The 21429-nt window shown below is 34.7% G+C and carries 21 protein-coding genes; 3 read left to right on the forward strand and 18 right to left on the reverse strand.

The annotated features are described in order from the left end of the window. Positions 1–1045: 1045 nt before the first annotated feature. The 5 genes from AC2YHV_RS21320 to AC2YHV_RS21340 form a co-directional block, all read right to left on the reverse strand. Positions 1046–1414 carry a VOC family protein gene (locus AC2YHV_RS21320; protein WP_487374071.1) on the reverse strand — a complete coding sequence of 123 codons (369 nt, stop codon included), beginning with the start codon at positions 1412–1414 and terminating at the stop codon, positions 1046–1048. A 252-nt stretch (positions 1415–1666) separates the two neighbouring features. Next, complete coding sequence (locus tag AC2YHV_RS21325; RefSeq protein WP_487374072.1) at positions 1667–2146, reverse strand: VOC family protein; 480 nt, start codon at positions 2144–2146, stop codon at positions 1667–1669. A gap of 154 nt (positions 2147–2300) precedes the next feature. Further along, positions 2301–2588 carry a hypothetical protein gene (locus tag AC2YHV_RS21330; RefSeq protein WP_487374073.1) on the reverse strand — a complete coding sequence of 96 codons (288 nt, stop codon included), beginning with the start codon at positions 2586–2588 and terminating at the stop codon, positions 2301–2303. A 243-nt stretch (positions 2589–2831) separates the two neighbouring features. Continuing rightward, complete coding sequence (locus AC2YHV_RS21335) at positions 2832–3215, reverse strand: VOC family protein (RefSeq protein ID WP_487374074.1); 384 nt, start codon at positions 3213–3215, stop codon at positions 2832–2834. A gap of 232 nt (positions 3216–3447) precedes the next feature. Next, a complete protein-coding gene (locus AC2YHV_RS21340) occupies positions 3448–3948 on the reverse strand; it encodes a DinB family protein (RefSeq protein ID WP_487374075.1) in 501 nt (166 codons plus the stop codon). A gap of 362 nt (positions 3949–4310) precedes the next feature. On the opposite strand from AC2YHV_RS21340, the gene AC2YHV_RS21345 reads away from it, so the two are divergent. Together AC2YHV_RS21345 and AC2YHV_RS21350 are read left to right on the forward strand one after the other, a co-directional pair. Then, positions 4311–4820: a DoxX family protein gene (locus AC2YHV_RS21345; protein WP_487374076.1), complete on the forward strand. Its 510-nt coding sequence runs from the start codon at positions 4311–4313 to the stop codon at positions 4818–4820. Between the two features lie 476 nt (positions 4821–5296). Continuing rightward, positions 5297–6532, forward strand: a complete 1236-nt coding sequence (locus AC2YHV_RS21350; protein ID WP_487374077.1) for an IS110 family RNA-guided transposase — start codon at positions 5297–5299, stop codon at positions 6530–6532. Positions 6533–7356: 824 nt separating this feature from the next. Here the strand turns inward: AC2YHV_RS21350 and AC2YHV_RS21355 are convergent. After that, positions 7357–7791 carry an SMI1/KNR4 family protein gene (locus tag AC2YHV_RS21355; RefSeq protein ID WP_487374078.1) on the reverse strand — a complete coding sequence of 145 codons (435 nt, stop codon included), beginning with the start codon at positions 7789–7791 and terminating at the stop codon, positions 7357–7359. A 529-nt stretch (positions 7792–8320) separates the two neighbouring features. After that, a complete protein-coding gene (locus AC2YHV_RS21360) occupies positions 8321–8815 on the reverse strand; it encodes a GNAT family N-acetyltransferase (protein WP_487374079.1) in 495 nt (164 codons plus the stop codon). A gap of 294 nt (positions 8816–9109) precedes the next feature. Between AC2YHV_RS21360 and AC2YHV_RS21365 the strand changes: the two genes are divergently transcribed. Next, entirely contained in the window at positions 9110–11050 is a 1941-nt protein-coding gene (locus tag AC2YHV_RS21365; protein ID WP_487374080.1) for an AAA family ATPase, read from the forward strand. A 442-nt stretch (positions 11051–11492) separates the two neighbouring features. Here the strand turns inward: AC2YHV_RS21365 and AC2YHV_RS21370 are convergent, their stop codons facing one another. From AC2YHV_RS21370 to AC2YHV_RS21420, 11 genes are all read right to left on the reverse strand, one after another. After that, a complete protein-coding gene (locus tag AC2YHV_RS21370; protein WP_487374081.1) occupies positions 11493–12158 on the reverse strand; it encodes a GGDEF domain-containing protein in 666 nt (221 codons plus the stop codon). Between the two features lie 137 nt (positions 12159–12295). Beyond that, on the reverse strand, positions 12296–12970 hold the full coding sequence (locus AC2YHV_RS21375; RefSeq protein WP_487374082.1) for an ABC transporter ATP-binding protein: 675 nt from the start codon (positions 12968–12970) through the stop codon (positions 12296–12298). Positions 12971–12981: 11 nt separating this feature from the next. Beyond that, positions 12982–14496, reverse strand: coding sequence for a hypothetical protein (locus tag AC2YHV_RS21380; protein ID WP_487374083.1), 1515 nt, complete (start codon positions 14494–14496; stop codon positions 12982–12984). A gap of 11 nt (positions 14497–14507) precedes the next feature. After that, entirely contained in the window at positions 14508–15305 is a 798-nt protein-coding gene (locus AC2YHV_RS21385; protein ID WP_487374084.1) for an ABC transporter permease, read from the reverse strand. Positions 15306–15430: 125 nt separating this feature from the next. Continuing rightward, on the reverse strand, positions 15431–16729 hold the full coding sequence (locus AC2YHV_RS21390) for a sensor histidine kinase (RefSeq protein ID WP_487374085.1): 1299 nt from the start codon (positions 16727–16729) through the stop codon (positions 15431–15433). A gap of 9 nt (positions 16730–16738) precedes the next feature. Beyond that, the gene (locus tag AC2YHV_RS21395; protein ID WP_487374086.1) at positions 16739–17449 is read right to left on the reverse strand and encodes a LytR/AlgR family response regulator transcription factor; all 711 of its coding nucleotides are present in this window, start codon (positions 17447–17449) and stop codon (positions 16739–16741) included. Positions 17450–17888: 439 nt separating this feature from the next. Then, positions 17889–18413, reverse strand: coding sequence for a site-specific integrase (locus AC2YHV_RS21400; protein ID WP_487374087.1), 525 nt, complete (start codon positions 18411–18413; stop codon positions 17889–17891). Positions 18414–18469: 56 nt separating this feature from the next. After that, positions 18470–19240 (reverse strand): hypothetical protein, encoded by a 771-nt coding sequence (locus AC2YHV_RS21405; protein ID WP_487374088.1) that lies wholly within the window; start codon positions 19238–19240, stop codon positions 18470–18472. Positions 19241–19247: 7 nt separating this feature from the next. After that, a complete protein-coding gene (locus AC2YHV_RS21410; protein ID WP_081088781.1) occupies positions 19248–19532 on the reverse strand; it encodes a helix-turn-helix domain-containing protein in 285 nt (94 codons plus the stop codon). A 31-nt stretch (positions 19533–19563) separates the two neighbouring features. Beyond that, positions 19564–20640, reverse strand: coding sequence for a tyrosine-type recombinase/integrase (locus tag AC2YHV_RS21415; protein ID WP_487374089.1), 1077 nt, complete (start codon positions 20638–20640; stop codon positions 19564–19566). 63 nt (positions 20641–20703) lie between these two features. Next, complete coding sequence (locus tag AC2YHV_RS21420) at positions 20704–21033, reverse strand: JAB domain-containing protein (RefSeq protein ID WP_487374090.1); 330 nt, start codon at positions 21031–21033, stop codon at positions 20704–20706. Positions 21034–21429: the final 396 nt, after the last annotated feature.

Here is a 21429-nt window from a genome sequence, read left to right on the forward strand (position 1 = left end):
ATTAGCTCTCTATGAATATTTTTTTACATAAAAATACATCATCTATTAATTAAGTTTCTAAAATAAAAGCCTATTCAACAATCTGGCCCAATTGTTGAATAAAGATCAAACAGCACTCTTCAACTATCCTGCCCCGTTAGTGCCATAAGAAAAAGGTTGCCTCAGCAACCTTTCTTATTGAAGTAAAGCACCTGTTAGTTTAAGTGCAAAGGCTCACAAACTTATTACAGGAATGCTTCTTGTTTGTAAAAAACGACAGCTCTTATTTGCATTCGCCCTCGTTAGCTCTATTTTGACTAACTACTTCACCAAATGTTCCCTATTAAGCGAATTATCATTCTTGGTATAAACATTAAGATGTTCCAAACCACTTCAAATATAAACTCAAATAGGGTATCTTTAAAAAAGCCGTCTCTATTTCTTTTTTTATTTTTCATCTTCTAACTCCCAATTAATCAATCATTGTTTAACTATTCTGACTCGGAGTAACAATTTTATTCCTTTAAATAAATTCTACTTCTATTTTCTATTTCCTTCTTCCACTAACCTGCCCCGATAGTTCCATAAGAAGAAGCTGCCTTAAAGACAGCTTTGATCTTAAGCTAAAGCACCCGTTAGTTTAAGTACAATTCTTCACAAACAACAGGGTCTTACTTTGTTTTAAGGCCCAAATAATAATCGCGGAAGCATAGTCCATAAGGAGAACAACAACAATAAGATGGTTAGTCCTACCCAGAAAAAGGAGGTAACACCCTTTCGTTCCATAATAAACGAAACTACAAATAAACCTATTATTATAACAGGGAATAAAGGATCTGCCCCATTCACGATATGAAAAACCTGTACTCCAATGATGATAAGTCCTGCTAAGAAGTTGAACAAAGAAGATTTTTTCAAACATCTCCACCCTTTCTAATTTCAATCCAATTATACATTAATACTCCATATTATCCCATTTTACCTATTTATCATTTTATCCTTCTTCAACTAAACTGCCCCGTTAGTTCATTAAGGCCTCTATGTACTCTATGTTTCAAAAAAGAACTTATAAGTTCAAATTTTGAATCATTTCTACCCTATTACCAAATGGATCTCTAAATTCAAATCGTTCAAAATTTGGAATTGGAACACCATTAAGTATTTGTATATTCTCTTTTGTTAATCTATTTTTCCAATATGAGATGTCTTCTACTTCGTAAGCAATATGTGCTTTAGTTTTCAATCTATCAAAATCATCTTCTGTCCCTATATGTACATCTTTATCACCGACTTTTAACCAAAATCCTCCTCGTCCTTTAAGGGATTCGGGTTTTTCGATTTCTGGTAAACCTAAAATACCACAATAGAAATTTTTAGCCTTTTCTTCAGTCTCCTTTGGAATAGTTATCTGAACGTGATGTAATCCTTTAATCATTTTAGCACCCCCCAATGAATTCAATATTTTACCAAAATTACCCTTTAATACAAGGATACTAAACTTCCAACGTAAATAAAATTTTAAATTATTTATAAAAATACATAAGAATCTCTTATGGTTAATGTTTTATATTTATAGTTACATCTTCCACTATCCTGCCCCTTTAGTTCCATAAGGAAAGAGCTGCCTTTAAAGACAGCTCCGATCTTCAGCTAACGCACCCATTAGTTCATTAAGAAAATTAAATAATTATGCCTTCTCTTTTTTAAATTTACTTTTAGCCAATTCCTCCCAATCTTCAAAGGACAGCTTATCAGTAATATGTTTTAAAGCATTAGGAACTTCAACAGAACACATCATTTCCAAACTGTTACCATCAGGGTCTTCAAAGTAAACGGAAGCATTTTCTTGAGCTGGTCGAATAAATGGCTCAATAGATTTTCTACTACCAAATGGGACGACTTTAACTTGAATAGAATCTAACCATTTTAAAGATTCTTTTAAATTTTCATATGAAACTCGAAAAGCAATATGTCGTAAGGAAGGATGGTATGGTGTTTGATACTCATTTCCCTCCCACAAACCTAACCAACTTTTTCCTTTTTCAATCCAAAAAAAAGCAGTTTCTTCATCACGCCATGCAAGTTCCAAACCCAGCCTTTTATAAAACTCCAATGAAACATCTAAATTTTTTACTGGCAAATGTGCTTCAAATATTCCTTCTATCAAGTTATCAACCCCTCTACAATTATGAATATATTACCAATTATAGATAAACACATGTTTTATACAACTAATCTGCCCCGTTAGTGCCATAAGAAAAAGAGCTGCCAAAGCAACTCTCTTATCGAAGTAAAGCAACTGTTAGTGGGACAAGGAAGGATTAAGTGTATAGTTCTTTTTTTAAAGCCTTAATTCCATCAATTACACTTTTTACATTTTCATCATTGTTCAATTTGTTTCTTGCATGGAGCAAAACTGGTCTAACAGATTCTACCGAACGTCCAAAATCGTACATCCATTCATATCGAGGGACCATCCAAGTATGAAAATGGTGGGTAGTATCTTCATTTATTACACCACCATCCGGCTCTATTTCCCCTCTTGTTAGAGCACAACTTAAACATTCGACTTCAACTGTTTTTCCATTAGACAAAGTAATTTCCCTCATAATTCCCTCCAAAAACATAATATTATCTCTCTTAAAAAGATAAAAATAAACACACCCTTGTTGAACTATCCTACCCCGTTGGTTCCATAAAAAAAGCTGCCTTAAAGACAGCTCTGATCTTCAGCTAACGCACCCGTTAGTTCATTAAGGATTATTGTAGAGTTGACACAAACTGTGAACTTAAAAGGAAGTACGAAAAAACTCAAGTAAAGGGAGTAGTGAGCCAGCTACTCCCTAAGAACATTAACCATTACAAATCATAAGTACATTACCATCTGGGTCTTGAAAGTTAAAATAAGCAAAATCTCCAATACGCTCTATTTCTTTAACAATGGCTATATTATGACTCTTGATAAATTGGTAAGCTTCGTCTATATCTTTCGTGTAGAAATTAAATAAGACATTAGTGGATGGCTTAAATATAAAATTAGGATCAAACGTGTGGTCATCTAAGGTTAATCCAGTTTCACTTGTTACAGGGATATTGTAAACAGGTGATTCTACAAAGTCATTATTCTGAGGGATACCAAGGAGATTGCAATACCATTCAACTGATTTCTTTAAATCTTTAACATGGATAAAAACATTGTTTATTTTACTATTGATAGGAGAACTGGCTATCTTCATTGTTTTCCACCTTTCATTGAACCTTACCTAAAGAAATTCAACAAGTTTCAAAAAATTCCTTTTGAAGTTCCTCATATTTCGAATACACTACGCTTTATGAACTATCCTGCCCCTTTAGTTCCATAAGAAAAGAGCTGCATTAAAGACAGCTCCGATCTTCAGCTAACGCACCCGTTACTTGAATAAGAAAACAGGATCGCCAAAACAATCCTATCCTCAACTTAAACACCCGTCACTTAACAAGCTTTTGTTCTAACTCATCTTTTTGGCGCAAGTGATGACGAAAATGCATACCAACCAAATCATACCATTCCCTTGCATTCAGCCATCCGAACCCTCCATGCTCGACTTTATAATTAGGGTTAATATTATCCACTTTCGATTCCCATTGGCTTATCAGCAGAATTACTTGATCCATTCTGCTGATAAGATCGTCCTTGCTATCTGAATTATTAGGTGGAGTATTTAGTTCGTCCGGTAATTTAATTTTAATTGGTGGAAACCCTCCAATCTTATATAAATGCTTACCAAACTCCGTTTTCCCAAGTGGTTGTTCATCATTTAAGGTGAAACATGTATCCATATTATCTAGATACTCATGGGCAACAAGGATTAAATGGTCATACATTTGCCCAATAGACCAAACCGTTTCTTCAGACTTATATCTTAGCTGTTCCAAAGAGTAATTTTGAAGCTCGTTTTTGTAAGTATTAATTAGTTTAAGTTCGCTCAATTTAATTCCTCCTTTATATTAATTAACTCAAATCTAAAACTTTTACATTTTTTGTATATTTAACTAATTATTCAATTTTCCATTACAAATACCTACTTCAACAAACCTGCCCCTTTAGTTCTATAAGAAAAAGCCGCCTTAAAGAAAGCCCGGATCTTCAGCTAACGCACCCTATAGTTTAAGTACATTCCTTCACAATCTATTCATCTTTTTCTATGTATCTTTAGAGTTGGCTATATTATCTCAAATTGTATTAAAAGGAGATTATTTATATAATATTTACATAATTGATAATGAAAATCGTTTTCAATTATGTTATTATATTTCCTAGTTATTGTTTTTAAATTATTGGGAGGAAAAGTATGTTTATTGATCTTTTAAAGCATAACAAAAATGTCTCCATTCTTTTGGCTGTTTTGCGTGTGTATCTCGGATATACGTGGATTATGGCTGGCTGGGGGAAGTTAACAGGCGGACAATTTGATGCTGCTGGTTTCTTACAGGGTGCGTTGGCAAATTCAACTGGAGAGCATCCGGCTGTTCAGGGATGGTGGGTTGTATTCCTTGAAAATGTAGCCATTCCTAATGTAGAGATATTCAATACGTTAGTACCTTGGGGAGAATTCCTCGTCGGGATAGGATTATTGCTGGGTTGTTTCACTAAAACAGCTGTCTTTTTTGGTCTAGTTATGAACTTCTCTTATCTGTTTAGTGGCACGACAAGTACCAATCCACAACTTGTTCTATTATCTATGTTTATCCTTGTTTCTGCTATGAATGCAGGAAGATATGGGGTAGATGGTATGATTAAACCTACTCTTAAAGAAAAACTATTTACTAACAGAACAATAGAGGAAAAAAATGTAGCTTAACAAAGAGTAGAGTATAAAAAAAGAGGTGGGGATAAGTGATTCCGACCTCTTTTTTGCCGATAATTGTGATTATGTAAAGTATTTCTGCATCCCACATTCATTTTTTTGAATGTAAAACTTTAGTTATCTATACCTAAATTATAAAAACCTTAATAAATAAAGGAGAGCACATATTAACCATGTATAATATGTACTCTCCTTTTATCTTTTAAAGAACTAACGCACCCGTTCGTAATATAAGGTCATCCAGAAAATATTTCTGGTTGACCATTTTTTATATCGATATATGATAACCGTAGCCGGGGTAGAACGTCCGCACCCGTGGGATTTGATCCCGTCAACTAAACAGTTCGCCCCCTACTTGTAGAAACATGATTGAGGCTGGTTGGGACTATGATCTCGTATAACAAGCGAAGCTATGATACTACAAGAAGGAAATGGGGTACCGGTGACTTTATATTAGGAGGAGATAATGTATGAATCCAGTTGTTGGTCTGGATGTGGCAAAAGGGGAAAGTCAGGTTCAAGCTTTCTTGGATAAAAAGCAGCCTTACAAAAAAAGCTTTAAAGTAGCACATACTCTTGAAGGGTTAGCTATTCTCCTAGACTTTATTAGAGAAGTAGAAAATGTATCCGGGGGACGGCCCCCCATTGTATTAGAATCCACTGGACATTATCATACACCAGTTGTCCAGTTTTTCGAGGATATAGGGTACTTATTGATTATCGTAAATCCACTCATATCGTATCGAGCTAAGAGTTCTAGTTTACGCAAGGTAAAGACAGATGTTATTGACGCTCGTCATCTCTGCGAGCTGTATTATAAAGAGGACTTAGAGCCGTATAAACAGCGAGGAATCCAACTCTTAAACTTACGTAACCTTACAAGACAACACGAAAATATTACAGGCCTGTTTGTACAAACTAAATTACAATTTCAAGCAATTCTGGATCAAGTGTTTCCTGAATACCGTGGGGTTTTTGGTGACTTACATTCATATGTTTCTTTACTAACCTTACAAACATTTCCTACATCACAAAAAATCCTGGATACTGGTGAAGAGACAGTCGCCAAAAAAATAAAGGAATTATGTAAAAGTCGTTCGCAAAAATGGGCAGACAGTCAGGCAGAAAAATTGATGGCCGCCGCAGCTCAAAATCCATTTCAGAAAAACTTATATCATAGTCTGACCTTAAGCCTGGATATGTATATTACTATGCTTCTTGAATACAAAAAGCATCTATCCAAGCTTGAAGATGAGATAGATGCTTTAGCAAAAGGTATTGAAGAATGTAAGATTATCCAATCGATCCCTGGCATCGGTGAAAAAATCGCTGCCACGATAATTTCTGAAATTGGGGAAATTGATCGGTTTAATCACCCTAAGAAACTGGTTGCATTTGCCGGAATCGATCCAAGTGTTTTTGAATCTGGTACATTCAAAGGTACTTTAAATCGGATTACCAAAAGAGGTTCTAGTAGGCTACGACACGCCTTGTATATGGCTGTAAAATGTGCCATTCGTGATTGTCGCAAAAAGAAAACGACAGATGAAATCATTCCTCGTAACAAGAGATTACGAGAGTTTTATGATAAGAAACGTGAGGAAGGAAAGCCCTTTAAAGTAGCTGTGATAGCATGTGCCAATAAATTCTTACATTGGATTTATGCACTTTTAAAAAGCAAATCAACTTTCCAAGATCTAGCCTAGTTTTAAAGTATAACTAAACAGTCCAAAACTTTCCAAACAGAGAACCTTGGAAGGTTATTTGGCATACGCAAATTTAGTATAACATGAAACATTTTAAGTGTTTATTGAAAAATGTTGACAAACTATTGGCTGGTTTAGTTCTTTAAATTATTTCATTGATCTTGCAACTTCCAACATTTTATTCCTTGATACCCGTGAGCTCTCCATTTCTACATAAGTTCCCTCTTGTATCCAACGAAGTAAACCACAACCTTCCCTATAGCCATCTATTCACCTGGGGGAAAAAGGCCAGGACAAATGAAATAAGCCCCTGCTACAGCCTAACTTTAAACAGGGGCGTATTGATGGTTTGTTTTATTTTATTGACTATATCTATATTTCCGAATAAGGAATCTATGCCAATTAATTATAAAATGAAAAACCCCATACAGCTAGAAACTGTACAGGGGGACGGGTGGGCTAACTACTTGGGGGAGTTCCCCATGTATGTATATTCCCATGAGGTAAATTCGGGACCTCACCTGTACGAAGAAACAAAGATAAGTACATTGGGGACATTTGAGTACATAGAGTTATTAATCCACTCAAAAATCGCAACAATTCAATCTCTAACTGTTTTGAGATACAAAATCGAGTACATTATAAACAATACAGTCATACAAATTTATTTGTAAACACAAAGGGGAAGGCAATATCTATACCCTCCCCTTTTTCGAACAACATATTTTTTTAATCTTCTTGATTATTTTATAAAAAAGATTGATTATTTTTGTGATCCTTAATCAACTAAAGCACCCGTTAGTTCATCAAGATTAGATTATTAATTATTCATCCTCATCAATCTCATCTTCAAATTCAGAATTCGATACAATAAATTCTTTTAAGTTAGAAGCTAATTCTTCTAATTCTTCGGTTTCGTGATACCAAATATATATTTTACCATCCATTACGGTATCAACAATCCGAAAACATAATTTGTCCCCTGTACCATCTTCACCAATAGATATTAGGTCATCTGCCATGCCTTCATCTCTCACATCTTGATTTTGTCTTACAATATCATCCCAGGTTCTCTTTAAGTTTTTGGAGTCTTTAATAGGAAACAGCGTCCATTCATCAATCTGAGCATTGTTAGATAGTTTAAAAAGTTCTTTGTATTGTTTGGGAAAAACAACTCCTAATTGTTCTTCTGCTGATTTTATATCTAAATCCGTAACTCCAGGTTTTCTTGTGTCAATCAAATCGATTACATCATTCATTTAATACGTACCATCCCTTCACATTCTTTTACATAAAACTTCTTGATTTTTCTTCAAAAACCTTCTTCAGCTACCCTGCCCCTTTAGTTCCATAATAAAAAGCTGCCTTAAAGGCAGCTCCGTTCTTCAGTTAACGCACCCGTTAGCCATCCATGAAGCGCAAAAATCAGCGCTTCACCACAGAGAATGAAAATTGGTCTCTATGTCGATAATGTTTTAATGGCTGGCGAAGAAGGTCGTTGAACTATGGTGCCTTTGAGCCCATCCGTTAGTCTGACTCCGACGACCACGGTGTACCACCGACTGTCGCGCCCTTTATGGGTAGCACTCATGGGAGATTAATCCTTTTTTGGTCGTCGCGCTAGCCTCTACCTAATTTAAGTATGATTGGAGGTTTTTGTTTAACGATTTACCAAACTCAATCAGATCATAAGGCTCAGCCTTTTTTAAAAAGCGTTTTTACTGAGTCTATTTTGTTGTGGTTTTTTGTGCTTTTTTAATTTTCATGGGAGTTCCATAAGAATATCTTTTAAAAGTAGTCGGGAATATCAAAAGATATGGAGTCAATATCATTTTCTTTTGAATAATACATACAAATACTATCCTTATATTTTTGCTTAGAAGAAGGTATTTCAATAAAATTAAATCTTCTATAAAAGTCTGACCCAATATCGCTATATAAGAAAAAATTATTACAATCTATATTTTGCTCTAATTTGTTTATCACTTCTTCAATTAATATAGAAGCATACCCTTTTTGTCTTAAATGTAAAGGAGTAGCAATTGACCCAATCCCTCTAACAAGTAAGTCTTCTGAAAGATTTAGTTCATATACTATTAGGGAACTTAATAACTCTTTTGTATCAGTTTCCTCCAGAACATACCATTTCCCCTTTTTGTACTTACTGGAACCCTGACACATCGTTACATATTCTTGAGAAAGCATTCTGTCTCCCCAAACTTCATAGCCCATCATATAAACTACTTTCATATCCTTGTCTGTTGCTTCTCTAATTTTTTTCAATATATCTCTCCTTATGACTGTATTTTCTTATTGATTCACTTCGCCTTTCAAAGTTTAAGTCCTTTTTTTATTGAGCTAACCTACCCCGTTAGTTCCATAAGAGAAAGTCTGCTGAAGCAACCCCTGTTATTGATAAATAATTAGTAATAGATTTAATATGCGATGGAACTAAAAACCCGCCTTAAATGGTACAGCAACCTATGGAATGTTGGCGCTAGTATATTTAATCAAGAAGGTAAAAAATACCTTTTGTTGAATTAGTAGATATACTAAGAAAAAACAGGAGGTTAGTAAATGAACTTATACTCATTAAAAATAGAAGGGTTTAGAAGGCATCTTAATACTACGATTTTCTTTTCAGATGCAACCTTTTTAATAGGTGAAAATAATAAAGGAAAAAGTACCATACTACATGCCCTCAATATATTATTAAATGATTCAAAGAAAATCCCTGAAGAAGAATTTTGCCATAAATTAAGTGAAGATGGTAAGTCGAATGAAAGAATTTGTGACGAAATCGTCTTAACAGCTGAATTTAGAAACGTGTCAAAAGATGCCCTTGATTGGAAAGGATTTAAAGGGAGGATTTTAAAATATACCCCTACTGAAGGGACAAATGAAACTGGGTATAAAATAGTTTATAAAAAAATATTCAAACCCAATATTAATTATACAGTGCAAATGAAAGAATATAATAAAGTAATGATTGAAAAATTTAAGGATTGCACTACTATTAATGAATTTATTAATGCCGGTTTATCACATGAAGTAATTAAAGAGGAAGGCGGCCTTGATCTTGGTAATTTAGAAAAAAAATTAACTCTAAAACAGTTAGAATCCATTCGTAAAATTGAAGATCTTTATGAAGTAGATGAGACTCAAGAGTCTTGGTTTGAAAACCCTGGTGGAATACCAGGTATTGTATTACAAAAATTACCGAAGTTTTTACTTATTCCAGCTCAAGATAAAGCATCAGAGCTATCCGGCACTTCTGGGGCATTATACGATACATTAAATGAGCTTTTTAAAGATGTAAGAGATTCTTCAGAGAATTTCAAACAAGCCCAAACATATTTAAATTTACTAGCAGATGAACTGGATCCCAGTGATTCAAATAGTGAATTTGGCGTCATGATGGGTGAATTAAATTCAGTTCTTGGTAATATATTTCCTGACATAGGTATTAAAGCAGAAACTACATTGGGGGAAGCAGATAAAAATATAAAACCTAACTTTAAAATCAGCATGCAAAGTAACGTACTTACTTCTGTAGCCTTACAAGGAACTGGGGTGATAAGATCTGCAGTTTTTGCTCTGCTAAGGTATAGAACTATACGGGAAAATAAAAAAATAGAAACTGGAAATGTTCGACCTTTGTTAATAGGATTTGAGGAGCCAGAAATTTATTTACATCCAAATGCAGCTAATCAAATGCGTAATACAATTTACGACCTTGCGAGTTTTCCCTTTAACCAGATTGTTTGTACAACACATTCACCTTACATGATAGATTTGAGTCAAAAGCCTGCACAAACACTAAATAATTTGATTCTTGAAAAAGATACAATTTCCTTTGGTGGACAGACTATTGAAACTGAAAGAATTATCTGTAATCCTTTTAATACTTCTTTAGCATTTAAGAAGTTACAAGATGTTGAAAAGGATTATGTTAAAATGTTACTCAAAATGGATGACTATATCTCAAGGGCTTTCTTTTCGAAAAACGTACTAATTGTTGAAGGAGATACTGAAGATATAGTTTTGAGAGAAACAATATCTAGAATGCCATCAATTGTACGCGTTGATATATCACATAATTGGCAAATTATTAAAGCTAGAGGGAAATCATCAATTATCTCCTTAGTAAAATATTTAAGGGCAACTGGGATAAATCCTTATGTAATGCATGATCGTGATCAAGGAACTCCTGGTGCTGAAGTTTTTAACAATCCAATTTTAGATGCCATAGGATATCCAAATAAAAGGTTTATGTTAGAGGAATGCATTGAGGATGCTTTAGGATATGGATCACCTTCTTCTGAAAAACCTGCAAAGGCATATATCTATATTCAAAACTCATGGACCGATGAATGGGCTAGCATTCCAGAAGATTGGAGAAAGGTGGTTCAAACTATTTTTTACGACTCCTTCAGTCTAATGGATAAAGAACCTATTTTTAGTACCGAATTATCAGATATAATACCTGAATTATCAGATATAACACCTCAAACCTAATGAAATTCTCTCTAAGAGAGAAAGACTATTTTTTGATGAGTTTCTTCTATTTTTCTCTTACTTTATCCAAAAGTTCGTAAAAATTTATGAGAAATCAAGAGCGTCCATTAAGTGTTTTCTATATTTAACGAACGTTATAACAAGAGGATTCTGGATAAAAAATAACCGTTCGCAAAAGTCTACTTTTACGAACAGTATCAACAATGCTATACTGCCCATTTTATACGCTAAAAAGTCGATCTCCTCTACGTTAAGGAATCGACTTTTTTTTACTTTTTCTAAATGAACTAACGCACCCGTTAGTTCAACAACAATAAAGCCGCCTGTTTGTAGGCTAAACTTCAGTAATGGTCATACGACAGCACTACTTCACCAGCCGAACATATTAGAAATTATTAATCTTAAATGTAACAGATAGTTGAAAGGTAAATTTCTATTATACTCACATTCCATTAGATGACTGGCGTGCAGTGGAAATTTTTGTCCTGATTTTCACGTCAAACATTCTCTGTTCAGCAACATGAAGAATCTCGTCTAATGAGTTGCCTTCTTCCGGATATTGGGCGTTGCCAATAGCAATCCCAATGCCCAAAGGGATTTTGGCCTTATTAATTTGTTCTAGTATGTCGGATTCCAAATTGTCAATGAAAACTTCTGTATCTTTTTGGGTAAACCCTGAAGCGATAATGATAAATTCATCGCTACCCCATCGTGCCACAACATCGGAGTTGCTGGTGTGGTCCAATAAAAGCATAGACAGCCCTTTTAACCAATGATCTCCTGTTTCATGACCTAATCGGTGATTTAAATCTTTAAAGTTAATTACATCGATTATGACCACAGCGAAAGGAGAGTTTGTTTGAACTGATTTTACTTTCTTTTTCTGCATAATCTTTAAGGCGTACCTTCGGTTAAATACTTGCGTTAGGTTATCGTAGTTGGCATTGAAACGCATTTGATCATAGACCCTACCGATAATCCATGCAATGATCGATAACAACAAGCCCTCTATAAACTGTTGGGGGAGTGGGGTTAGATTGTAGAAAATTTGAAAGAACGAGAATATAAAAACGATGCTTACTAGACTAAACTGGCCGGTATATTTCATGAACGATACCTTCTTTCATTTTAATTTACTCTTAGCTAATTCCTCCTAATCTACAAAGGACAACTTATTAAAAAAACGCCTTTCTTGAATAACTTATATGCTTTTATTAGCTGGTGATATTATAGTCCCCTACTTTATTAAGAACGTTTAAAATAAATCAACTTAACTTCTTCTGTTAAATGATTCAGTTCACCGTCAGCGATAAAATACACCTCATCACAAAGTTCTTTAATATCTTCAAAGTGATGACTTGTTAGTAAAATTGTTCGGTCAGCATCTTGAAGTGATCTGATAATCTCCTTGATATCATTATATGTTTTATAATCTAATGCATTAAATGGCTCATCGAGAATTAGAATATCTTGATTTTCCATGATGGCCTGAGCAATGCCAAGCTTTTGCTTCATACCGAGCGAATAATCCTTCACCTTCGTTTTATTATCCGAGTTTAATCCAACAAGATTCATCGTTTGTTTAATTTGGATATCTGTTATTTTTTTATTAATCGCAGCTAAGTACTGGAGATTTTTAAAGCCACTATAAATCTCAATATATCCTGGTGAATTAATAAATACCCCTACATTCTCTGGAAAATCAATTCTAGCTCCTAACACTTCTCCTCGAATTTTTACCATTCCTTCGTCTGGACGAATAAATCCACAAATCGTTTTAAATAATACCGATTTTCCACTACCGTTACTGCCGACAATACCAACTGTTTTCCCTTTTTCAATTTGTAGCTGAATATTTTTCAAGATGGTTTGTCCAGAAAATGCCTTGGACACATTACTTACTTCGATTACGTTTGTCATGAATGAACCTCCTAATTAAAAAAACGTTTGTATGAACGACTAATAAAGACCAGTAGTAGGATGAATCCGAGCATTAATACTGTAAATGCTTTACTCATAGGTATACCTGCCGAACCTTCAAGTATTTGGAGCCTTGCAATCGTTCCTAAACCTGTAGGATTATTTGAAAACAATGCATTTGGTACTATATTGAGTGCGTGCGTTGCCATGACAATTAAATAAGAAGCCGTCACATTTTTCAGCCAAATAAATAATAAGAAAAACGTTAGGAACAAAACGCTAAACTCCATTATTTTCAAGTAAATAAAAATAGGCCAAATACTCACTTGTATACTTTCGGAAATCTGGACTGTATGGGCTGTCCATGTTTTATTGGTTAATAGACCACATATAAAAAGTAATGCAAAAGTTAAACTAATATAAATAATTTGGAATATAAGTCCATTTGCAACTATCGCGAACAACCACTTCATTTTTTGCTTGATTCGTATAAATACAGGCAAGTTATCATCTGTACACCAAGTTTCTATAAATAATGCAAGCAAATATAACGGCGTTCCATAATAAATGAGCTGCTCTAAAAAGGATAACAAATGGAACTTTCCTATTTCCTGTCCATAGAAAAAGCGAAGTATATAATCTTGTAATGACTCTTCCGTACCATTCATCACTTTCCATATCGTTAAAATCCCTACAATTCCACATAGCAATAAAATGATTTTCCGTGTCCATAATGCTTGTGCGTAATAAAAAAACAATCCTTTGCGTGTTATATTCCAAGATGGTGACAACTTTCGATACCAAACAAGTCGAATGCAGCTGATTTGGACAATTAACAGCACAATCATCCCTGCAACTGACCATAAAACACCATTTCCCATAAAATTGTGATGAAGTATAATGTAGCGATTCAACGTAATAAAGGGTAGAGAACCTAGTGCAGGTATTTTAATACTGATAGCCATAATCCCATAGGCAAGTAGGACCAATACTATCACCACTCGTCGATCGAAGAAATGAAAAATGGTTAAGGTGGATACGCCAACAAAAGCTAAGCCGACCATCATATATACACTGCTACTAATCGTAGCCATTATAGGCGTCGAGAAGATAGATTCAAAATAGTGAAATAGTTCATTTTCAGCTGAACTATTCACAGGGTAGACATTCCCATGTGGTAGGCCGATTCCGATTATAACTACAATGATGATTTGCAATAAAACAAATAGTATTGCGTAAATCGAGATGGCTAGCCATTTTGTATAAAAGTAACGTGTGAAATTTCGGCAACGAACTAATAAAAAAGGTGTATCTTCTTCTAAATTTCTAAAAATAGATAATAAAAAAATCGGTGTCATACAGTAAATCATTAAATAATGCTCCGTTAACATACGTAAAACAAACACTTCATAACTATCCGAATTACCTTGCCGTTCTACTATAGAAAACAAAATATAGATAGTGGCTAATAATAGTAGAGGCGCCCCGATATGCTTTCGAACATCATGTCTTAAGATCGAAATCATACTTTTTCCTCCTACATCGTGTAAATAGACTCTTTTACCTTAAAGTTCATATAAATGGCATAAAGGATCATGATAACGATGGCTAACATTGGACCAAATAAAAATGATGGCAGGCCAACAACTTCGACCTCGACACTTGTTGGTTCAAAAGCCGTAAATAATCGTAAATTTTCAAGGTGTAAAATCGAAAGGATGAAATTTTCTAAAATCGTATAAACAAAAGGACCTGTTAAAATGACAAATAAGTTTTTGCTATACAGGCTAAACACATATCCCATCGTTGCCACAATGGCACAAATGAACCCTTTCCAAACACTTAACAACAACCCATATATTAGTGGTGATTCAGTAAATAGTTCTCCTGCAAAATGCGTTTGTAATAATCTCGGTGCAGCTTCTCCTGTTTGGGGTGAAATCCAGGTATATGTCACATCAATCGGCTGAACTCCATAAAGAGCTGTAACAACACCTGCAAAAGAAATGATGAACATGATTAAGAACGCACTGCCACTGATGACAATCCACTTCGATAACAAATATTGTTTTTTACTCGCTCTCGGTAAAATGTATTTTAAGAAGCCATTTTTACGCTCAAAGTACATGAGCCAACACGTCGGTAAAACTGCAAGGAGTGGGAATATGAAATTAAATATTTCAAACCCAACTTCCCATACTTCTAGCTGATGCTCTAATGCATAACTCTTATAAATGGTGCTACATAAAATAATCGATAATAAAGTCCCTACTATGATTGTAAGTAAAATGGGCAGTTTTAATTTACGCCATTCCAGTATGATTAAATTTCTCATCGTATACCTCCGTTTCGTTGACTACACTATAACGAACATATTTACTCGAAACAATAGGCTAGAAACAAACAAAAGTTTTAGAGGAACGTATACTTTTACGTTCCTCTAAAACCTTTGTTTATGCTTTAAAATTGAATACCTATCGTAATCATTTGCCCATTCTTTTGTTCGTTTCGTGTGATAATTTTTCCGCTATATTGCTTCGCGATCTGTTGGACGTTATATAAACCAAAGCCTCGGCCGTTCGAATGAGTGGATTTCGTTGAATATCTGGGCTTAAAAAGCTGCATAAATTGTTCATTTGTCATATACCCTGCTGGATTACTAACTGTCAGCTCATATCGATCATTTAATTGCATCATTCGAATTAAAATTGTGTCGCCTCCATAACAAGCTTCAATGGCATTATCAATCAGAATACCCAGTACTTCAATTAAATCATAATCTTCGCATGGAAAGGCTGAAACCGATACCGAACGTTCAATATGTAATTCCATTTTTAACTGTTCTACTCGTTTCATCTTCGTATAGAGAAAGCCTGCAATCACTTTATGATCCATATTCAGTAGCTCATGCTGTCCATTTGTTAGTTGCACGTTTTCTACATACTTTGAAACCTGCTCGCGTGCAACCTTCATGTCCTCAGTCGATTGCAAAATACTTGAAATGGCTAACAATTTATTCGAAAACTCATGTTGTCTAGATCGTACTTCCGCAACTAACTCATCAATAATTGGTATATATTTTTCAGTTGCTTTCATACGATTTTCCATTACCTGAGCCCTTTTTTGTTCATAAAATAGCCAACCAAGCATTGCAAGCACAATCAAAACAACAAATTCTATAAAAACAGAATGAATCATTAACCCATTTTGATTCCTTGATGACAGAATGATATACAATAGAAAACCAAAAACACTGACAATCATTAATTTGACAAACTCATTGAAATCATTGCGTATATAAACTAAAAACCTTTTTGTCACAAGCCAATAAAAACATATCGTTAGCAGAAATGATAATGGACGAATGACCAACTGACTAATTGTCAGTAAATCGATCGTCGTGACAGTGAATAATCGTATTAACAACCAAATAATATAACCAAGCATTGTGACAAAGATGATTTCAACATGTGATGCTTTTAAAACAAAGCTATTCATTAATAATGTCAAAAAAAGTAGTCCAATTAGTCCTGGAATCGATTGAACAGGTAAAATTTCAAAATCCCTAAGCAGTACTGCATTAACACTATTACTATCAGCTGAGTTAAATTGGGTATGATCGAATAGACAAAATATCAAGATGACTACAAGCCATTTGACTGCTCCCCTTTTAACGCTAATCTTTTCACGCCCTACTAAAAACATAATCAAAAAGAGTGAGAATACATCAAGTGCTGTTTCAAATAATAACAATCCCATTTTTCACCTCTACACTACTTGATCGCGATATTTAAGTCCAATTGGTAATGGGACTAAACAATGGCGAAGCTTGACAAGATTGTCTGCTTTTTGAATCGTTTCAATATACGATTTATTGAGTATATAGCTTTTATGGCATTGCACAAATGGCCCTTCGTGTAATAATCCCATCATCGCTTTTAAAGAATACCCTGCAATTTTTTCTTGTCGGTGTCCCCCTTGTTCCGTCAAGAGATGAATAACCATTTTTTTGCCAAATGATTCAATATATAATATATCTTGAAATCGGTATTCGAAAATAAACCCTTTTTGTTCAATCCTGACTGTTTGTTCATCTGTTTTTGCTTGGTGCAAGTATTCGAGTACCTCTGCAACAATATTCTGCACTTCCTCTTTTGTGTATGGTTTCATTAGGTAGTGATAACATTTTAATTCTCGATACGCCCGTAGTTCTTCTGTCACAACAGCTGTTTCAAAAATGATTGGCGTATATTTATATGTCTGTATAGAGCGAAGCTGTTTAACCAAATCTGTACCTTTATAATCGACTAATTGAATATCGACGATAAATACATCATACCGTTGCCTTTGTACCATAACTAAGGCATCTGCAGCACTGACTGAAAAAGAAAGGTGTAAATCTGCATCTAATTCAAATAATGCACGCTTCAAAAACTGTTGAATGTTTTCATCATCTTCTACTATTAAAATATGCGTCATTTTAAAAAGCTCCTTATTTCTATCAATCTCTTGTTAACCACATTTTTATTATAAGCACAACTCGTTTACGTATTGCAATCAATCGATTAGTTGACAGCTAATTGAAGTTTACTGCCTCTTTAATTAAATAACTTAGAGTTTAGAATCACTTTCTAATCATTCCTTTTCTTCAACAATCTGGCCCAATTGTTGAAGAAAGATCAAACAGCGACTCTTCAACTATCCTGCCCCGATAGTGCCATAAGAAAGAGAGCTGCCTAAGCAACTCCCTTATTGAAGTAAAGCACCCGTTAGTCCTAACATAACTCCTTACTCAACAATCTGGCCCGATTGCTAAATAAGAAAAAATCCTACATTATCAAAAAACAGCATATAAACGGGTTAAACTGTTCAATCATTACTGATTTCCCCATTAACTAGATCACCTTTTAATTAAAAGTTAAGTCCCATTTTCCTTAATAAAATCACGTTCAGATCTTATTTGTTCTTCTAAAAGATAATCCTCTAGCTTCCCATATCTTGAAGCTTGTGTTAATGATAGGCCAAACCCTTCGACGAGTATTTGTGGTCCAAAATTGCTTGCTATCATACTAAAACAAGTAATTCTTAGAGACTTAGGTGTAAAACCACAAAAAGCCTTTACCTTCCTTGCAATGAAGGTGCTATTGATTGGACGATTCTGATATACCTCTGATGAACTCGAACTTAAAATTAAAAAAGGCTTATTCTGTACGTTTCTAATGTTCGATCTTTGTTTAATGTATTCATTTATTAATATTAGTTCATCATTAGATAAATAAACAGGGGTTCTCTCATTCAAGTAAATTGCCTTCAAATCAGCCTTTATGTCACTTATTTTTATGTTTCTAATATGTGATGAAGATAACCCATGATAAAAACATAGGGTTGTCAATAAACACTCTAAGGGTTGTTCATAGAGGCGACTTTTTATTACTTTAGCCACTCTTACTTGCTCATCAAAGGTTAAAGGCTCGATAGTTGGAGGAAGCTCTCTAGATTTTATATCCAAGATAGGTATATGGGGGTTATTTGTCTTTTTCTTTTGGCTAACTTGAAGAGAACTAATAAATCTTTCCTCACAATCTCACGATGCTTAGGTGTTAAAGTTAATAGAAATTCATGTATATCTTCTTGTTGAACATTATCCCAAGAATCTATATGTTTACAGTAGATTTGTAACCATCGGACTAATCTTACAAATATTTCTATATCTGCCTTTACTGTTAAAAGGGATAATGGATTCCTCGCATTAAACTTTACTTGCCTATTCCTAAGCTCCATTCTTTCGTTGAAATATATATCTAATAGACGCATAAATCCTTTTGGGACTTGCTTTAAAAGCTCTCTAATGCCCTTAAGAATTCCCTCATCTGCGTTAAAGCTTAAATAGCCTTCCTTAAATAAAAAATTAAATAGACTTGATTTAACTCCCTTTGAATTAGGAATTTTTTCTAATGTAGATACCAGCCAGCCTTCATTAATATTAGAAGGTCTTAAAAGCTCATTTTCAGCTGCTTGTAAAACCTGTAACACCTTACTAGTGTGCCTACGAATTGTTGATACACCAATACCTAGCTCTTTGAAATATAGAACATAGTTTTTAAATATTGTTGCACTCCATGTTTTTTTGAAATTCTCTTTAAGAAAATCTTCAGTTTGGATTCTCTCTACACGAGCTTTATCAAAACAATTTTGACAGACGGTTGTTTTTTTATTAATTTGTGACGGATTCAGTTTTCTCCCACAGGATACGCAAGTAAAATTGTTCATTATTCTCCTAAATTGGTGGAAGCTTGTCTTCAGAAATGGATTCATTAACCGCCTTTGCCAACTTATTATTCATTGGCCTTTCAAGTTTTTTCACAGGTGTAGGAGTATGTTTCCATAAATCATTTGGAGTACATTCTAGTGCAGTACACAGTGCATCCATTGTTTGCGTCTTTACTTGCTTTGGCTCACCAGTTAATAATGCGCTAATTGAGGGTGGAGATAGTTTATAACCTGCTTTATCCTCCAATAGCCTACCCAACTCAGCACCAGACCATATTCCACTATCAGCCATGACTTTTCTTAATCTCCATTCAATCGCCAATTCATTCACCCTTTTTATTAAAGTTTAATAATTGATTTTGCCACTTTTCCTGAGCCATCCTCACTCTTTTCTCCAAATGATCTGAACCAGGATTAGAGTAGTTAAATGTCGTTGCGACATCGGCATGACCTAACAGTTCCTTTAGTGTTAATAAGTCAACACCAAGTTCTGTCTGACGAGTTGCGAATGAATGACGTAATTGATGAGGACTAAAAATCTCTTCCTTAGTAAAACCCATCTTTTCTTGCCTTCTCGCTAAATTCTTTCGAGCTGTGTGTTTATTTAACCTTAATCCACCTTCTGATAAAAATAAAGGTCCCACAGTTTCGGTAGTGAAAAGAGGTCTAACCCTTTCTAAGTACCATTTCAGAAGTATATCTACATCATCTAACATCGGTACCCATCTTCGCTTAAATCCTGACCCCTTAGATCCTTTTCCAAAACGAACATGAATTTTACCTTTTTCCCCTAAGTCGAACCTACAGTCTTTTACGTCCATCATAATTATTTCTTGTGTTCTTAAACCTGTTAATTCTAACATCCTAAAAAGGGTATAGTCTCTCGCAACAGTGGAGTATTTTCTAGCTGTTTTCATTTCCTCCTTCATACCATTCCAAAATCTAGCAAGCAATTCAGGTTTTGGAGGTATTACCTGACCATTATGATCATCTTTTCTATGATAGTAACGGTTAAATTTATCTAATAAGTTAGGAACTTGTACTTTATACCTCTCCCATATTTCATGACCATGCCTTGTCTTTAAATACTCTAGAAATGTAGAAATAGTGGATTGATATTTTCTTCTAGTCGAATATGCTAGTCCTCTTCCGACCAATCCTAAATAAAACTTATCTGCATCGGACATTGTAACTTCCCATATGAACTTATTTGATACATCTAAGAATTCCTTCAAGCATTTTGTTCCAAGAGCTATGGTATGCTCCGTATATCCTAGAACACGCTGTTGCTGTTCCCATAACCCCATTAACTTTGCTTGGTATCCCCTTGATTCTTCATATGTAGGATAGTATATTTCTTGTTTATTGCTGATTACAGATAAAAAAGGTTGCTTCCCCATTTAATAACCTCGCACTTTAGGTATTACCTAATATTTTTAGTTAACACCTAATATATCAGAAGATTAATAAAAAAGAAACATATCCTTTCTCCGGTGCTGATGGCTGACAATAAGGGAAGCCGCATTGTTTAAAATGGCGCATTTCAGCACATCTCTAGGATGAACGACACTCGCATTCAGGCTTCCCACATGCGCCCGATGTAGACCTACAACATGATTTTTCGTGTTGAGCATCATGACAAGAAAAACTTCCCTGTCCTCGTTTGCGATTTGCGCTGCGGCTAATTCTCGGGCATCTTCTGGATTGCGAATTTGAAAGGCCGCAAACGGCTCAACCATTTCCCTGATTTCCTGCTTAATTCGTACCACTTCAAAAATTGGGGTTAATTCCATTTTCAAAACTCCTTTTCATTTTTTTTTTTATTTGTTGCCCTTTTGGTTTTTCTCTGGTGGGTTGTTCTTTCCTATTTTCATTTGCCTTGCGAAGCGAATTAGTTCCCCAAAGGGGAATTATTTTTCCCCTTTGACATGTAGAACGAAAAACACGCATAGGCAATCGGTCAAGGGATTAAGCACAAAAAGTTTTTGATGTTGCGATAGCGCCCCTAATCAAAAAGTTTTTTGCCCCTTGATCGATTGACTGGCCGTCTTAGCTTCCTGCCGGAAAGGTTCGGGTGTCCTACCGGCTGGGAGTTTAGCCGGCCTGCGCTGTTTTACGATTCGGAAGGCAAAGGAAAAAATAAAAAAAAGCAGCCGGGTGGCTGCTTTCCTTGTGACCTTTTATTTATT

It is taken from the genome of Peribacillus sp. SRI_006, from assembly GCF_057586375.1.

What these genes read in the sequence shown, in the direction of transcription:
- AC2YHV_RS21330 (WP_487374073.1), bottom strand. Translation starts at nt 2,588, where the DNA reads ATGAGGGAAATTACTTTGTCTAATGGAAAAACAGTTGAAGTCGAATGT.
- AC2YHV_RS21370 (WP_487374081.1), bottom strand. Translation starts at nt 12,158, where the DNA reads ATGAAATATACCGGCCAGTTTAGTCTAGTAAGCATCGTTTTTATATTC.
- AC2YHV_RS21420 (WP_487374090.1), bottom strand. Translation starts at nt 21,033, where the DNA reads ATGGAATTAACCCCAATTTTTGAAGTGGTACGAATTAAGCAGGAAATC.
- AC2YHV_RS21410 (WP_081088781.1), bottom strand. Translation starts at nt 19,532, where the DNA reads ATGGCTGATAGTGGAATATGGTCTGGTGCTGAGTTGGGTAGGCTATTG.
- AC2YHV_RS21405 (WP_487374088.1), bottom strand. Translation starts at nt 19,240, where the DNA reads ATGAACAATTTTACTTGCGTATCCTGTGGGAGAAAACTGAATCCGTCA.
- AC2YHV_RS21335 (WP_487374074.1), bottom strand. Translation starts at nt 3,215, where the DNA reads ATGAAGATAGCCAGTTCTCCTATCAATAGTAAAATAAACAATGTTTTT.
- AC2YHV_RS21320 (WP_487374071.1), bottom strand. Translation starts at nt 1,414, where the DNA reads ATGATTAAAGGATTACATCACGTTCAGATAACTATTCCAAAGGAGACT.
- AC2YHV_RS21375 (WP_487374082.1), bottom strand. Translation starts at nt 12,970, where the DNA reads ATGACAAACGTAATCGAAGTAAGTAATGTGTCCAAGGCATTTTCTGGA.
- AC2YHV_RS21350 (WP_487374077.1), top strand. Translation starts at nt 5,297, where the DNA reads ATGAATCCAGTTGTTGGTCTGGATGTGGCAAAAGGGGAAAGTCAGGTT.
- AC2YHV_RS21345 (WP_487374076.1), top strand. Translation starts at nt 4,311, where the DNA reads ATGTTTATTGATCTTTTAAAGCATAACAAAAATGTCTCCATTCTTTTG.
- AC2YHV_RS21415 (WP_487374089.1), bottom strand. Translation starts at nt 20,640, where the DNA reads ATGGGGAAGCAACCTTTTTTATCTGTAATCAGCAATAAACAAGAAATA.
- AC2YHV_RS21385 (WP_487374084.1), bottom strand. Translation starts at nt 15,305, where the DNA reads ATGAGAAATTTAATCATACTGGAATGGCGTAAATTAAAACTGCCCATT.
- AC2YHV_RS21390 (WP_487374085.1), bottom strand. Translation starts at nt 16,729, where the DNA reads ATGGGATTGTTATTATTTGAAACAGCACTTGATGTATTCTCACTCTTT.
- AC2YHV_RS21395 (WP_487374086.1), bottom strand. Translation starts at nt 17,449, where the DNA reads ATGACGCATATTTTAATAGTAGAAGATGATGAAAACATTCAACAGTTT.
- AC2YHV_RS21380 (WP_487374083.1), bottom strand. Translation starts at nt 14,496, where the DNA reads ATGATTTCGATCTTAAGACATGATGTTCGAAAGCATATCGGGGCGCCT.
- AC2YHV_RS21365 (WP_487374080.1), top strand. Translation starts at nt 9,110, where the DNA reads ATGAACTTATACTCATTAAAAATAGAAGGGTTTAGAAGGCATCTTAAT.
- AC2YHV_RS21355 (WP_487374078.1), bottom strand. Translation starts at nt 7,791, where the DNA reads ATGAATGATGTAATCGATTTGATTGACACAAGAAAACCTGGAGTTACG.